Here is a 12,732-nt window from a genome sequence, read left to right on the forward strand (position 1 = left end):
CTTTTGCAATGATCGAAGACGTCTTTGCGTAGCTAGTCGAACTACCTTGCGGTTCGGTGGTGCTGATGCATCAGCATTCGAGACTGCCGCCAATACCAAAAACGCCATTGAAGAAAACCCCGCCGACCGCTGCGCATGCAGCGATCGGCGGGGTTCTGGTGGCGTGACGTTGGAAGTGCGCTTTAAGCTAACTCAGGACAGCAGCAACCCACCGGTGGCACCAAACACTTCGCCGGTCACATAGCTGGATTCCTGCGAGGCCAGGATCACGTACAGCGGCGCCATCTCCACCGGCTGGCCGGCACGCTTGAGCGGGGTTTCCGAGCCGAACTCGGGAATCTTTTCCGGTGGCTGGCCACCGCTGGGTTGCAGCGGGGTCCACACCGGGCCGGGGGCGACGGCGTTGACGCGGATGCCCTTCTCGGCGACTTGCTGGGCCAGGCCCTTGGTGAAGTTGACGATGGCCGCTTTGGTGGACGCGTAGTCCAGCAGCGTCGGCGAGGGCTGATAGGACTGGATCGAGCCGGTGTTGATGATGGATGCGCCCGGCGGCAGGTGCGGGATGGCCGCCTTGCACAGCCAGAACATCGCGTACACGTTGGTCTTGTAGGTGGCGTCGAACTGCTCGGTGGTGATGTCGGCGATGTCTTTTATCGCGGTCTGCTTGCCGGCGATATTGACCAGCAGATCCAGCCCGTCAAGCTCCTTGACCGCACGTGCCACCAGTTCATTGCAGAAGGTCTCTTCCTTCAGGTCGCCGGGAATGCTGATGGCTTTGCGGCCTTCGGCCTCGATCAACTTCACCACCTCCGCAGCGTCCTGTTCTTCTTCCGGCAGGTAGTTCAGCACGATGTCCGCGCCTTCGCGCGCATAGGCGATCGCAGTAGCGCGGCCAATGCCCGAGTCGGCGCCGGTGATCAGCGCCTTGCGTCCCTTCAGGCGGCCGAAGCCCTGGTAGCTCTGCTCGCCGTGGTCGGCCTTGGGCTGCAATGCATGGATGGTGCCCGGCGCTTCCTGGGTCTGCTCGGGGAACTTGGGCTGCGGAAACTGGGTGAGCGGGTTCTGCATTTCGTACTGGTTCTTGGTGCTGGACATGCGCTGGCTCCTGCAGTGGGGGATGGCAGTGCCGCAGCGTGCTGCGGCCGATGCGGAGCAGTCTGGAAACCACGGCGATGCGTGCGGGTGAACGAATGTTGTGCATGATGTGAACGCGCCACGCAGATGGCGCGCGTGCGGTGCTGCTGCGCCGTGCACGCAGGCCACGACCGGGAGGACCGCAATGCAGTGTGTAGGAATCGATGGCGCCGGCAGCGGCTGGCTGGCGGTGTGGCAGGCCGGCGATGGATTGCAGTTTGCCGGCTACCCCACGGTGGCCGCGGTGGCTAGCGCATTGGGGGACGTTGCTGTGCTGGGCGTGGATATCCCCATCGGTCTGAGCGAGCACGCGCCCCGCGCTGCGGATGTGCAGGCGCGGCGTTTTGTGGGTGGGCGCCGCGCATGCAGCATCTTTGCCGCGCCATTGCGCGGCATGCTGCATGCACCCACGCAGGTGGACGCGTCTGCGTTGCATCGGGTGCTGGACCACGACGGGCAGCGTGGCTTTGGCGTGCAGTCGTTTGCGCTGCTGTCGAAGATTCGCGCCTGGGACGATGCCTTGCGCGCCGATCCGGCGTGGGCGGAGCGCGTGTTCGAAGTACACCCGGAAGTGTCGTTCGCCGTGCTAGCCGGCGGGCACGGCCTGGCGGCGGGCAAGAAGAGCAGTGCAGGCCACCAACAGCGCGCCGCCTTGCTGGGCCAGTGCTATGGCGCCAGGCAGGTGGCCGCGTTGCTGGAGCGCGTGCCGAGTGCGCTGGCCAAGCCGGACGATGTGCTGGATGCCCTGGCGGCCTGCTGGAGCGCGCAGCGCATTGCCGCGGGCACCGCCGGCAGCCTGCCGGCGGTGGTGGAGCGCGACGCCTGCGGGCTACGCATGGGCATTCACTACTGACTCAGCGCGTCTGCGTCGACATCGAATACGGCCGCTGCGCCGGATCGGTGGCCCATTGCGTGTTCGGCGTGGCCTGCATGCGGAAGCGCAACTCGCCGCCGGCCTGGATTTCTTCATGCGTGAGGTAGGCGCGGGTCAGCGGCTGGCCGTTGAGGGTGACGCTGCCGACGTAGCTGCGCGCCTTGCTCAGGCCATCGGCAATCACGCTGAAGCGCTTGCCATTGGGCAGCTTGAGCGTGGCGCGCGGCAGGAACGGGCGGCCGATGATGTACTGGTTGCTGCCCGGTGCCACCGGATAGAAACCCAGCGTGGTGAACACGTACCAGGCCGACATCTGGCCGAGGTCGTCGTTGCCGGCCAGGCCCTCTGGGCCGGCGTGGTACTGGGTGTCCATGATCTGGGTCAGCCGTGCCTGGGTGCGCCAGGGCTGGCCGGCGTAGGCGTACAGGTAGGCGACATGGTGGCTGGGCTCGTTGCCGTGCGCATACCAGCCGATCAGGCCGGTGATGTCTTCCATGTGCGCGAACACCTTTGGGTCGACCTTGGCATCGAACACCGCATCCAGGCGCGCCAGCAGCTTGTCGTCGCCGCCATGCGCGGCGGCAAGCCCGGCGACGTCCTGTGGCACATACCAGGAGTATTGCCAGGCATTGCCTTCGGTGTAATCGCTGCCGTAGCCGCTAGTGGATGGATCGAATGGTTCGCGGAAGTTGCCGGCACGGGTACGCGCGCGCATGTAGCCAGTGGCCGGGTCGAAGGCGTGCTTCCAGTTGCCGGCGCGCTTGCTGAATTCTGCGGCGATGGCGGGCTTGCCGAGCTTGTCGGCCATGCGCGCGATGGTCCAGTCGTCGAAGGCGTATTCCAGCGTCTTGGAGGCGGCTTCGCTTTCTTCGTCGATGGGCACGTAGCCCAGCTCGCGGTACTGCGCGATGCCGTCGTAGGGGCCGTAGTTGGCGCTGGCGACCATGGCATCGAGCGCTTCGTCGGCATCGAAGCCGCCGATGCCTTTCATGTAGGCGTCGGCAATCACCGGCACGGCGTGGTAGCCAATCATGCACCAGGTTTCCAGGCCGTGGAACGCCCAGACGGGCAGGATGCCGTAGGCGCTCTCGCGGCGCGAGGCGAGCAAGGAATTGACCATGTCGCTGCTGCGTTGCGGCGGCTGCACCAGGGTCAGCAGCGGATGCAGGGCGCGGTAGGTGTCCCAGAGCGAGAAGGTGGAATAGTTGGTCCAGCCACGCGCCTGATGCACGGCGTTGTCCGGCCCGCGGTACTGGCTATCGCTGTCCATGAACAGGGTGGGGCCGAGCAGGGTGTGATACAGCGCGGTGTAGAGCTGGGTGCGCTGTTGCGGCGTGCCTTGCGCATCGATCGCCGACAGCGCCTGTGTCCACTGCGCGCGGGCCTCGGCGCGCACGCGGTCGAAATCGAAATCGGGCACTTCCGCGTCGAGATTGGCGATGGCGCCGGCCTCGCTGACCGGCGACAGTGCAACCTTGACCACCAGCGGCGTGCCATCGTTGGCGACGTCGAACACGCCGACCAGCTGCCGGCCTTCGATCTGTGCACGCTGCGCGGGGTTCTTCTCGCCCGGCGGCGGAAAGCCCTTGTACGGGACGTCCTGCTCGGTGTCGTGCAATTGGGTGGCGGTGAGCGGGCGGGAGAAGCGCATGGCGAAGTACAGCTGGCGGCCGGGTGCCCAGCCGCGGGTTTCGCGAAAGCCGGTCACGGTGCCATCGCCGCGTACGCGCAGCCGCGACCACTGCACCTTGCCGGGGTAGTCGTAAAGGCTGGTGCGCAGGTCCACCAGTACATGCGCCGGCGTGCCCTTGGGGAAGGTGTAGCGATGCACACCCACGCGCGCACTGGCGGTGAGTTCGGCGCGGATGTTGCGGTCTTTCAAGGTCACCGCGTAATAGCCGGGCTGCGCCTGCTCGCTGGCATGGTCGAACTGCGCGGTATAGCCGCTGCCCGGTGTAGCGACATCGCCGCGTTCGAGTTTGACCTGGCCGGTCTGCGGCATCAGCAGCACATCGCCCAGGTCCGAATGCCCGGAGCCGGAAAAGTGCGTGTGCGAGAAGCCGACAATCGTGGTGTCGCCATGCCGGTAACCGGCGGCCCAGCCATAGGCCTCCTTGCGCGGCTTGATCTGCGTGTCCGGGCTCAGCTGCACCATGCCGAACGGCAGCGTGGCACCGGGATAGGTGTGGCCTTCGCCACCGGTGCCGATCAACGGGTCGACCGCGCTGAAGCCCGCGTCGTCCCCACGTGGCGCCGCGCTGCCGGCAAAGCTGACGCAGGCGGCAAGCAGCGCCAGCCAACGCAGGGGAGAGAAGGCGATTGAGCGATGCTGCATGCGAACGGTTCCAGGCGGATGCAGCGCCGGACCGTAGCACAGCTGTCGGGCCTGATCGCATGACATCCATGCCTGCATCGTTGAGCTCGCTAACCGGTGCGCGGCGGGCGGCGGTGATGCCTGCGGCTGTCTTTGAGAGGTTGCCGGCGCTGCGCGCAGGAGACAGCGGATGCGCAGATCCGTCGCCTTTCTGCACGGAACGAGCGCAATGCCAGCAGCTGCGAGAGAGCGTGCGAATGCGGGGCCTCGGCTGCGGGCAATCGCAACGGCAGGCTGCTGAAATCGCGCAAACCGTCCGCATATCACCCGGATGGATCTGTTCGATACTCCCACCGCGCCCGTGCAGCTGCTGCACGATACGCAGGGCGGCGTGCGCTACTGGCCGCAGCTGCTGGCGCCTGCCGTGGCGCAGCAGTGCTTTGCCGCATTGCGCCAGGCGACCGACTGGCGCAGCCAGCGCCGCGAGATGTATGACCGTGTGGTGGAGGTGCCGCGGCTGCTGGCATCGTATCGGCTGGACGCACCGCTGCCGCCCGGGCTGCCGCTGCAGGCGCTGCTCGATGCGGTGCAGGCCGTGTTGCCCGCGCCGTACAACGCGGTAGGCCTGAATCTGTATCGCGATGGCCGCGACAGCGTGGCGATGCATCACGACAAGCTGCAGACGTTGCTGGCGCCGCATCCGATCGCATTGGTGTCGCTGGGCGCGACGCGGCGGATGCAGCTGCGCGCAAAGGACGGCAATACGCGTGCGATCGGTGTGGAACTGGCGCCCGGCAGCCTGCTGGCGATGAGCCATGCCTCGCAACTGAGCCACGAGCACGGCATCGCCAAGACCGCACGTGCGGTGGGCGAGCGCATCAGCGTGGTGTTTCGCGTGCGCCCGGCCGAGCGCATGGCCGCCGGCCAGCACGGGCCGCACTGGGAGCCGGTACAACCGGAGCGTGGCTGACAAGCGTGGTGTGGCTTCGTCGGCACGGTGCGGAGCAAGCCGGAGTCTCCCGGGCAACAGGAGCGACGGGATCACACGAGTGCCGCGTACCGGCTGCGGGCCCAGTGCCGTGTTCGCTTGACGGCCAGCGCAGCAGCTACGTCGGCCACCTTCTGCGCGTACGGTTGCGGTTGATTGTGCCGGTCACCGCTGGTGAGCGTGCGGTACCGCTGGCAGCCGCGTGAGGTGTTTTGCCTGTGCAAACACCGCACTGGTGCGCGCGCCGGTGCTGCTCGTGCATGCGCTCTGTCGCGCACGGCATGGCCCGTTCGGGTGATTGCCATCACCCTCACGGCTGGCCATGCTTGCATGTACTCCCCCCTCAGCGTCGCCACTCCATGTCCCTGGCCGATACCCGCCACCATCAGATGTTTCCCGAGCTGGACTCGGGCCAATTGGCGATCACGCGGCGGTTTGCCAGCGGGCCGGCGCAGCGTTTCGATGCGGGCGAGCTCGTCTTCGACGTGGGTGATGCGCACGCGCCGGTGTGGGTGGTGCTGGAAGGCGCCATCGAAGTGGTGCGTCGCGACGGGTTGGGCAACGAAAAGCCGATCACCTTGCAGACGCCCGGCCAGTTCACCGGCGAGGTCAGCCAGCTGGCCGGGCGCGCCTCACTCGCCGGTGGGCGTGCCGGGCCGCAGGGCTGCCTGGCGCTGCCGTTCGACACCGCGCATCTGCGCGCGCTGATGATCAGCTCGGCCGAAGTGGGCGAGGTGGTGATGCGTGCGTTGATCCTGCGCCGCGTCGGCCTGATCGAAGGCGATGCCTCGGGCTCGGTATTGATCGGCGAGCCGGACGATCCGCATCTGACCCGGTTGCAGGGCTTTCTCACCCGCAACGGTTACCCGAACACGGTGATCGATGCCTCCGACGAGGAAGGCCGCGCGTTGGTGCAGCGCTTCGGCATCCAGGAGCAGGAACTGCCGGTGATGGTGTGCCCGAGCGGGCGGGTGCTGCGCCAGCCCAGCGATGCCGAAGCGGCGCATTGCCTGGGCATGACGCCGGACATCGACCCGGACAAGCGCTACGACGTGGCCATCGTCGGCGCCGGCCCGGCCGGTCTGGCGACGGCGGTGTATGCGGCCTCCGAAGGCCTGTCGGTGCTGGTGCTGGACCAGCGCGCCATCGGCGGCCAGGCCGGCGCCTCGGCACGCATCGAAAACTATCTGGGCTTTCCCACCGGCATTTCCGGCCAGGCGCTGGCCGGGCGCGCCTATAACCAGGCGCTGAAATTCGGTGCCGAGCTGGCGATTCCGATCGAGGCCGGCACGCTGGAATGCGGGCGCGACGACGGTGCGCTGAAGCTGGATCTGGCCGACGGCAAGCAGCTGCTGGCCAGCACCGTGGTGGTCGCCTCCGGGGCGCGTTACCGGCGCCCGGAGATCGACGGGCTGGAGCGTTTCGAAGGCCATGGCGTCTCGTACTGGGCCTCGCCGGTGGAAGCGCGGCTGTGCGAGGGCGGCGTGGTGGCGCTGGTGGGCGGCGGCAATTCCGCCGGTCAGGCCGTGGCGTTTCTGGCACCGCGGGTGAAGGAACTGCACCTGATCATTCGCGGCGAAGGGCTGGAATCGTCGATGTCGCAATACCTGATCGACCGCATCGCCGTGCTGCCGAACGTGCAGCTGCATACCGGCACCGAAGTGTCCGCGCTGGAAGGCGACCCGGAGCGCGGCCTGCAGGCGGCGGTGTTGCGCACGCGCGCCGATGGGCAGACCACGCGGGTGGAATTGCGACACCTGTTCCTGTTCGTCGGCGCCGACCCCAACACCGGCTGGCTGCAGCAGTGCGTGGAGACCGATGCGCGTGGCTTCGTCGTCACCGGCAACGCACGCGGCGATGGCGTGCCGGCCTGTCTACCGCTGGAAACCAATCGCCCCGGCGTGTTCGCCATCGGTGATGTGCGGGCCGGCTCGGTCAAGCGCGTGGCCGCAGCGGTGGGCGAGGGCGCGGCGGTCGTCGCGCAGATCCATCAATACCTGGCACACCAGGCCAACCCGGTGCCGGCATCCGAACTTGTCAGTGCCTCACAGGAGTCCACCACCTCATGAGCGATCAGTGCACACATACCGCGCAGATCAGCGAGGTCACGCCCAGCGCACGTGGCTGCGAAGACTGCCTGGCCATCGACAGCACCTGGGTGCATCTGCGCCTGTGCCGCAGCTGCGGCCACGTGGGGTGCTGCGATGATTCGCCGCACAAGCACGCCACGGCGCACTATCACGCCACAAGCCACCCCATCATCGAAGGCTACGACCCGCCCGAAGGCTGGGGCTGGTGCTATGTGGACGAGGTGGAAGTGGAGTTGCCGGACCAGACGCCGCAGCTGGGGCCGATACCGCGGTATGTGTGAGGCGGCGCGGTTGGTTGGCGGGGTGGGGATGGGGCTGGGCGCCGCTGGGAATCGGGATTGGGGAATCGGGAATCGTAAAAGCGGCTTGCGTGCTGTTTGATTTGGTCGGGCGGGGATTTTGTGTGGGGCGATGGCAAGTCTGCTAAGGGAGGCGGTTCGCTTGTTTCGTGGCGCCCACTTACTCCGGCCAGTGCACCTGCGGTAGCTCGCCGATCGTTGGGCGGGCGAACAGATAGCCTTGCTGCAGGTGAATGCCCATGTCGCGCAGGGTGCGGTATTCGTCCGGGTGCTCGATGCCTTCGGCAATGACGGCGATGCCGAGTTCCTCGCACATGCGGGTGGTGTGGCGGACGATGGCCTGGCGGCTGCGGTCGGCGTCGATGCCGCGCACCAGGGCGATGTCCAGCTTGAGCAGGTCCGGCTGGAAATCGGCCAGCAGGCCGAGGCCGGAATAGCCGGCGCCGAAGTCGTCGATGGCGGTCTTCAGGCCGCGCGCCTGGTAGGTGCGCATGATGTCGAGCAGATGCGCCGGCTCGGCCAGGTGTTCCTGTTCGCTGACCTCGAAGATGATGGCGTCCAGCGGCCAGCCGTACTGCGCAGTGGCCGAGAGCGTGGCGCGCAAACAGTGTTCGGGGTTGTAGACCGCGTTGGGCATGAAGTTGATTGACAACAGGGCCGGCAGCGCGATCTGCGCGGCGCATTCGATCGCCTTGATGCGGCAGGCCTGGTCGAAGGCGTAGCGGTTGCGCTCATCCACGGCGGCCAGGATGCTGCCGGCCGATTCGCCGTTGACGCCGCGCACCAGCGCCTCACCGGCGTAGATGCTGCGGGTGGACACGTCCACGATCGGCTGGAACGCCATGGTGATGGCGGTGGGAAAGTCCTGGCCGTCGCGGCAGGCGTTGCAAACGGGGAGCGTGGGCATGGCTGAGCAATCGTGCGGCGTGGAGGTAGCCTAGCGGTATCGGCCGCAACAGCGCGTCATTGAGTCTGCACACGCATCCTCGCGCCATCCTCACCTGGGGCGTCACCGGGCTCGGCGATAATGCGCCATTCCCCGCATCGGACGCCCCATGACCGCTCTCACCGAACGTTACGCCCTGGCCGTGGATTACGCGCGCATTGCCCATGCCGGGCAGGTACGCAAGGGCACGCAGATTCCGTATCTGAGCCACTTGCTGGGCGTGTCCACGCTGGTGCTGGAATGCGGCGGCGACGAAGAGCAGGCCATCGCCGGGCTGCTGCATGATGTGGTGGAAGACTGCGGCGGCGGTCATGAGGCCTCGATCCGCGCGCAGTTCGGCGATGCGGTGGCCGACATCGTGATGGCGTGCACCGATGCCACTGCCGAAGACAAGGCCGAGGTGGACAACACCGCCAGCGCGCGCAAACGCGACTGGCGCGAGCGCAAGCTGGCCTACCTGGAGCACCTGCGCAACACGCCCGAGCGCGCCTTGCTGGTGTCCGGCTGCGACAAGCTCTATAACGCGCGCACCATCGTGCAGGACCTGGAAAACCCGGACGTGGGCCAGGACATCTTCAACGTATTCACCGCCGGGCGCGCCGGCACGTTGTGGTACTACGGTGAGCTTGAGGAGATCTTCCGCACGCGTGGCGCGGCGACTGCACGGCTGTTCAGTGGTGTGGTGGCGCGCATGCAGGCGCTGGCGGAGACCGGCGAGCAGCCGGTGCCGGCGCACGCGCTGGGGTGAATGTGTTGTAGAGCGGCTGATTTGTGAGTTGGCTGCGGGGCCCTTGCCCGCCCACCGTCGCGGGACACGCCGCAAGTACGTCCGTGTAGGCTCTTACGCGGCATCCATGCCGCGTAAGGTCCCGCGACGGTGGGCGGGCAAGGACCTGTCGAGATGGCCGGTGTGTGTGGTTTTCGATAAGGCAACCGACTGACTTTCTGGTGAGGTGTTCTCGCCGCGCTCTTGACGCTGTGGGTTTGCTGCAGGGCCCTTGCCCGCCCACCCTCGCAGGACACGCCGCAAGTACGTCCATGTAGGCTCTTACGCGGCATCCATGCCGCGTAAGGTCCCGCGACGGTGGGCGGACAAGGACCAGTTGAGTTGGCCGGCGCGCATGGTTTTCAACAAAGCAGCCGGCAACTGTCTTGTGCGGTGTCCTCGCCGCTTGCAGGACCGTGTGGCGGCATGGATGCCGCCATCGAGCCCCTGGGATGGTTTACGGCATAGCCCGCGAGCGGTGAGGGCACCGCGCCTTCGACCGATGCATTCCAGGGTGATCAGCGGGTTGCTTGATTGAAGCACCGCAGGACTCGCTGTCAACACTGACACCGGCTGTATGCGGCACGCGGTAGGCTGGCGCATTGTCGAATGTCGGTGTGTCACTCATGTCCAGCGCAGCGTCGTCTTCCTCCGGCCTGGTGCGCGTGCGCGGTGCGCGCGAGCACAACCTCAAGAACGTGGACGTGGACATCCCGCGCGATGCGCTGGTGGTGTTCACCGGGGTGTCCGGCTCGGGCAAGTCGTCGCTGGCGTTCGGTACCGTGTTTGCCGAAGCGCAGCGGCGTTACCTGGATTCGATCTCGCCGTATGCGCGGCGCCTGATCGACCAGGTCGGCGTGCCGGAAGTGGATTCCATCGAAGGCCTGCCGCCGGCGGTGGCCTTGCAGCAGGCGCGCGGCGCGCCGAGTGCGCGCTCGTCGGTGGGTAGCGTCACCACCATCTCCAACTCCCTGCGCATGCTGTATTCGCGTGCGGGCAGCTACCCGCCGGGGCAGGACATCATCTACGCCGACGGCTTTTCGCCCAATACCCCGGCCGGTGCCTGCCCTACTTGCCATGGTCTGGGGCGTATCTACGATGCGACCGAGGCGACCATGGTGCTGGATCCCACGTTGAGCATCCGCGATCGCGCGGTTGCCGCCTGGCCCGGTGCCTGGCATGGCCAGAACCAGCGCGACATCCTCACCACGCTGGGCCACGACGTTGACCTGCCGTGGCACAAGCTGCCGAAGAAGACCCGCGACTGGATCCTCTACACCGACGAGCAACCGGTGGTGCCGGTGTACGCCGGCTACAGCCTGGACGAGGCCAGGCGCGCGCTGCGCCGCAAGGAAGAGCCCAGCTACATGGGCACCTTCACCAGCGCGCGGCGCTATGTGCTGCACACCTTTGCCACCACGCAGAGCGCGCAGATGAAAAAGCGCGTGGCGCAGTACCTGATCAGCACGCAGTGCCCGCAGTGCGACGGCAAGCGGCTGCGGCGCGAGGCGCTGTCGGTGACCTTCGCCGGCCTGGATATCGGCGAGCTGTCGCGGAGGCCGCTGGACGAGGTGGCCGACCTGCTGCGCCCGGCTGCGGAAGGTGCCGGTGGCAAGCGGACGCGCAACGACAGGCGCAAGCAGGCCGACACGCATCCCGAGCAGGCGATTGCCGCGCAACGCATCGCCGCCGACCTGCGCGCGCGGATCGAGGTGGTGCAGGCGCTGGGCCTGGGTTATCTCAGCCTGGAGCGCAGCACGCCGACGCTGTCGCCGGGCGAGCTGCAACGGCTGCGGCTGGCCACGCAGATCCGCTCGCAGTTGTTCGGCGTGGTGTATGTGATGGACGAGCCATCGGCGGGCCTGCATCCGGCCGATGCGCAGGCCTTGCTGGGCGCGCTGGATCAGCTCAAGGCCGCCGGCAATTCGGTATTCGTGGTCGAACACGAGGTGGATGTGATCCGCCACGCCGACTGGATCGTCGACGTCGGCCCGGCTGCCGGCGTGCACGGCGGGCAGGTGCTGTACAGCGGCCCGCCCGCGGGGCTGGAGCAGGTGGAGGCCTCGTCCACGCGGCGTTACCTGTTCGGCACCCCGCCGCAGGTGCACAGCCATGCGCGTGCGGCCACCGGTTGGCTGCAGTTGCGCGGCATCACCCGCAACAATGTGCGCGAGCTGGATGTGGACCTGCCGCTGGGGGTATTCACCACCGTGACCGGTGTGTCCGGCTCGGGCAAGTCGTCGCTGGTGAGCCAGGCATTGGTGGAACTGCTGGCCGCCCATCTTGGACAAACCCAGGCAGAGGAAGACGAAGCGCTGGACCCGCTGGAGCGCGGCACGCAGGTGCCGCTGGGTGGTGCGATCGTCGGCGGGCTCGACCAGGTGCGCCGCCTGGTGCGGGTGGACCAGAAACCGATCGGCCGCACGCCACGCTCCAATCTGGCCACCTACACCGGCCTGTTCGATCCGGTGCGCAAGTTGTTCGCCGCCACACCCGCCGCGCGCCGCCGCCGTTATGACCCGGGGCAGTTTTCGTTCAACGTCGCCAAGGGCCGCTGCGCCACCTGCGAGGGCGAGGGCTCGGTGCATGTGGAATTGCTGTTCATGCCCAGCGTGTACGCGCCATGCCCCAGCTGCCACGGCGCGCGCTACAACACCAAGACCCTGGAGATCGCGCTGCGGGGTCACAACATCGCGCAGGTGTTGGCGATGACCGTGGACCAGGCCGCCAGCTTCTTTGCCGACGACCCCAGCGTGCTGCGCCCGTTGCAGGTATTGCGCGAAGTGGGGCTGGGCTATCTGCGGCTCGGCCAGCCGGCCACCGAGCTGTCCGGCGGCGAGGCGCAGCGCATCAAGCTGGCCACCGAGCTGCAACGCGCGCAGCGGCGCGACACCGTGTACGTGCTGGACGAGCCGACTACCGGCCTGCATCCGGCCGATGTGGATACCTTGATGCTTCAGCTGCAAGGCCTGGTGGAGGCTGGCAATACGGTGATCGTGGTCGAGCACGACATGCGCGTGGCCGCCAGCAGCGACTGGGTGCTGGACATGGGCCCGGGCGCGGGCGGCGCGGGTGGCGCTGTCGTGGCGGCGGGTGCGCCGGAGGCGGTTGCGCGGCAGCGTGGCAGCCGCACTGCGCCGTTCCTTGCAGAGGTGTTGCGCGGAAATAAGATCGGCTGACAAACCTTTCGAAGGTTGTAGCGATTGCGTCAACGTGTTGCCCAGACGCGCCTTCGATGACGCGTGAATCGATGTCGGCATGGCAGCGAGTTGCTCGCGTCGAAGAACGCTAATCAGACCGCACTGCGTCTCCATCGCATCG

Annotated in this window: 9 protein-coding genes; 6 read left to right on the forward strand and 3 right to left on the reverse strand. The window is 67.2% G+C overall.

Annotated elements, in window-relative coordinates; translation table 11 throughout:
• Nucleotides 1-192 precede the first annotated feature (192 nt).
• The gene (locus DGN21_RS05580) at nucleotides 193-1,095 is read right to left on the reverse strand and encodes an SDR family oxidoreductase (protein ID WP_215825144.1); all 903 of its coding nucleotides are present in this window, start codon (nucleotides 1,093-1,095) and stop codon (nucleotides 193-195) included.
• A 184-nt stretch (nucleotides 1,096-1,279) separates the two neighbouring features.
• On the opposite strand from DGN21_RS05580, the gene DGN21_RS05585 reads away from it, so the two are divergent.
• Nucleotides 1,280-1,987, forward strand: a complete 708-nt coding sequence (locus DGN21_RS05585) for a DUF429 domain-containing protein (RefSeq protein ID WP_126965140.1) — start codon at nucleotides 1,280-1,282, stop codon at nucleotides 1,985-1,987.
• Between the two features lies 1 nt (nucleotide 1,988).
• Here DGN21_RS05585 and DGN21_RS05590 read toward each other — a convergent pair whose 3' ends face one another.
• A complete protein-coding gene (locus tag DGN21_RS05590; RefSeq protein WP_215825145.1) occupies nucleotides 1,989-4,343 on the reverse strand; it encodes a GH92 family glycosyl hydrolase in 2,355 nt (784 codons plus the stop codon).
• 310 nt (nucleotides 4,344-4,653) lie between these two features.
• On the opposite strand from DGN21_RS05590, the gene DGN21_RS05595 reads away from it, so the two are divergent.
• The 3 genes from DGN21_RS05595 to DGN21_RS05605 all read left to right on the forward strand — a co-directional run bounded on the left by DGN21_RS05595 (nucleotide 4,654) and on the right by DGN21_RS05605 (nucleotide 7,681).
• A complete protein-coding gene (locus DGN21_RS05595) occupies nucleotides 4,654-5,292 on the forward strand; it encodes an alpha-ketoglutarate-dependent dioxygenase AlkB (protein WP_126965138.1) in 639 nt (212 codons plus the stop codon).
• A 377-nt stretch (nucleotides 5,293-5,669) separates the two neighbouring features.
• Nucleotides 5,670-7,379: an FAD-dependent oxidoreductase gene (locus DGN21_RS05600; protein WP_039815453.1), complete on the forward strand. Its 1,710-nt coding sequence runs from the start codon at nucleotides 5,670-5,672 to the stop codon at nucleotides 7,377-7,379.
• Nucleotides 7,376-7,681, forward strand: coding sequence for a UBP-type zinc finger domain-containing protein (locus tag DGN21_RS05605; RefSeq protein WP_016904212.1), 306 nt, complete (start codon nucleotides 7,376-7,378; stop codon nucleotides 7,679-7,681). The genes DGN21_RS05600 and DGN21_RS05605 overlap by 4 nt, the downstream gene beginning before the upstream one ends.
• Nucleotides 7,682-7,859: 178 nt before the next feature.
• On the opposite strand, the gene DGN21_RS05610 is transcribed toward DGN21_RS05605, so the two are convergent.
• Entirely contained in the window at nucleotides 7,860-8,606 is a 747-nt protein-coding gene (locus DGN21_RS05610; RefSeq protein ID WP_024938629.1) for an EAL domain-containing protein, read from the reverse strand.
• Nucleotides 8,607-8,754: 148 nt separating this feature from the next.
• Between DGN21_RS05610 and DGN21_RS05615 the strand changes: the two genes are divergently transcribed.
• Both DGN21_RS05615 and DGN21_RS05620 read left to right on the forward strand, forming a co-directional pair.
• Nucleotides 8,755-9,393 (forward strand): HD domain-containing protein, encoded by a 639-nt coding sequence (locus tag DGN21_RS05615; RefSeq protein WP_016904210.1) that lies wholly within the window; start codon nucleotides 8,755-8,757, stop codon nucleotides 9,391-9,393.
• Between the two features lie 644 nt (nucleotides 9,394-10,037).
• Complete coding sequence (locus DGN21_RS05620) at nucleotides 10,038-12,590, forward strand: excinuclease ABC subunit UvrA (protein WP_184576893.1); 2,553 nt, start codon at nucleotides 10,038-10,040, stop codon at nucleotides 12,588-12,590.
• Nucleotides 12,591-12,732: the final 142 nt, after the last annotated feature.

Source organism: Xanthomonas sp. MLO165, from assembly GCF_018831305.1.
Classification (GTDB): Bacteria; Pseudomonadota; Gammaproteobacteria; order Xanthomonadales; family Xanthomonadaceae; genus Xanthomonas; species Xanthomonas arboricola.

What these genes read in the sequence shown, in the direction of transcription:
- DGN21_RS05580 (WP_215825144.1), bottom strand. Translation starts at nt 1,095, where the DNA reads ATGTCCAGCACCAAGAACCAGTACGAAATGCAGAACCCGCTCACCCAG.
- DGN21_RS05585 (WP_126965140.1), top strand. Translation starts at nt 1,280, where the DNA reads ATGCAGTGTGTAGGAATCGATGGCGCCGGCAGCGGCTGGCTGGCGGTG.
- DGN21_RS05590 (WP_215825145.1), bottom strand. Translation starts at nt 4,343, where the DNA reads ATGCAGCATCGCTCAATCGCCTTCTCTCCCCTGCGTTGGCTGGCGCTG.
- DGN21_RS05595 (WP_126965138.1), top strand. Translation starts at nt 4,654, where the DNA reads ATGGATCTGTTCGATACTCCCACCGCGCCCGTGCAGCTGCTGCACGAT.
- DGN21_RS05600 (WP_039815453.1), top strand. Translation starts at nt 5,670, where the DNA reads ATGTCCCTGGCCGATACCCGCCACCATCAGATGTTTCCCGAGCTGGAC.
- DGN21_RS05605 (WP_016904212.1), top strand. Translation starts at nt 7,376, where the DNA reads ATGAGCGATCAGTGCACACATACCGCGCAGATCAGCGAGGTCACGCCC.
- DGN21_RS05610 (WP_024938629.1), bottom strand. Translation starts at nt 8,606, where the DNA reads ATGCCCACGCTCCCCGTTTGCAACGCCTGCCGCGACGGCCAGGACTTT.
- DGN21_RS05615 (WP_016904210.1), top strand. Translation starts at nt 8,755, where the DNA reads ATGACCGCTCTCACCGAACGTTACGCCCTGGCCGTGGATTACGCGCGC.
- DGN21_RS05620 (WP_184576893.1), top strand. Translation starts at nt 10,038, where the DNA reads ATGTCCAGCGCAGCGTCGTCTTCCTCCGGCCTGGTGCGCGTGCGCGGT.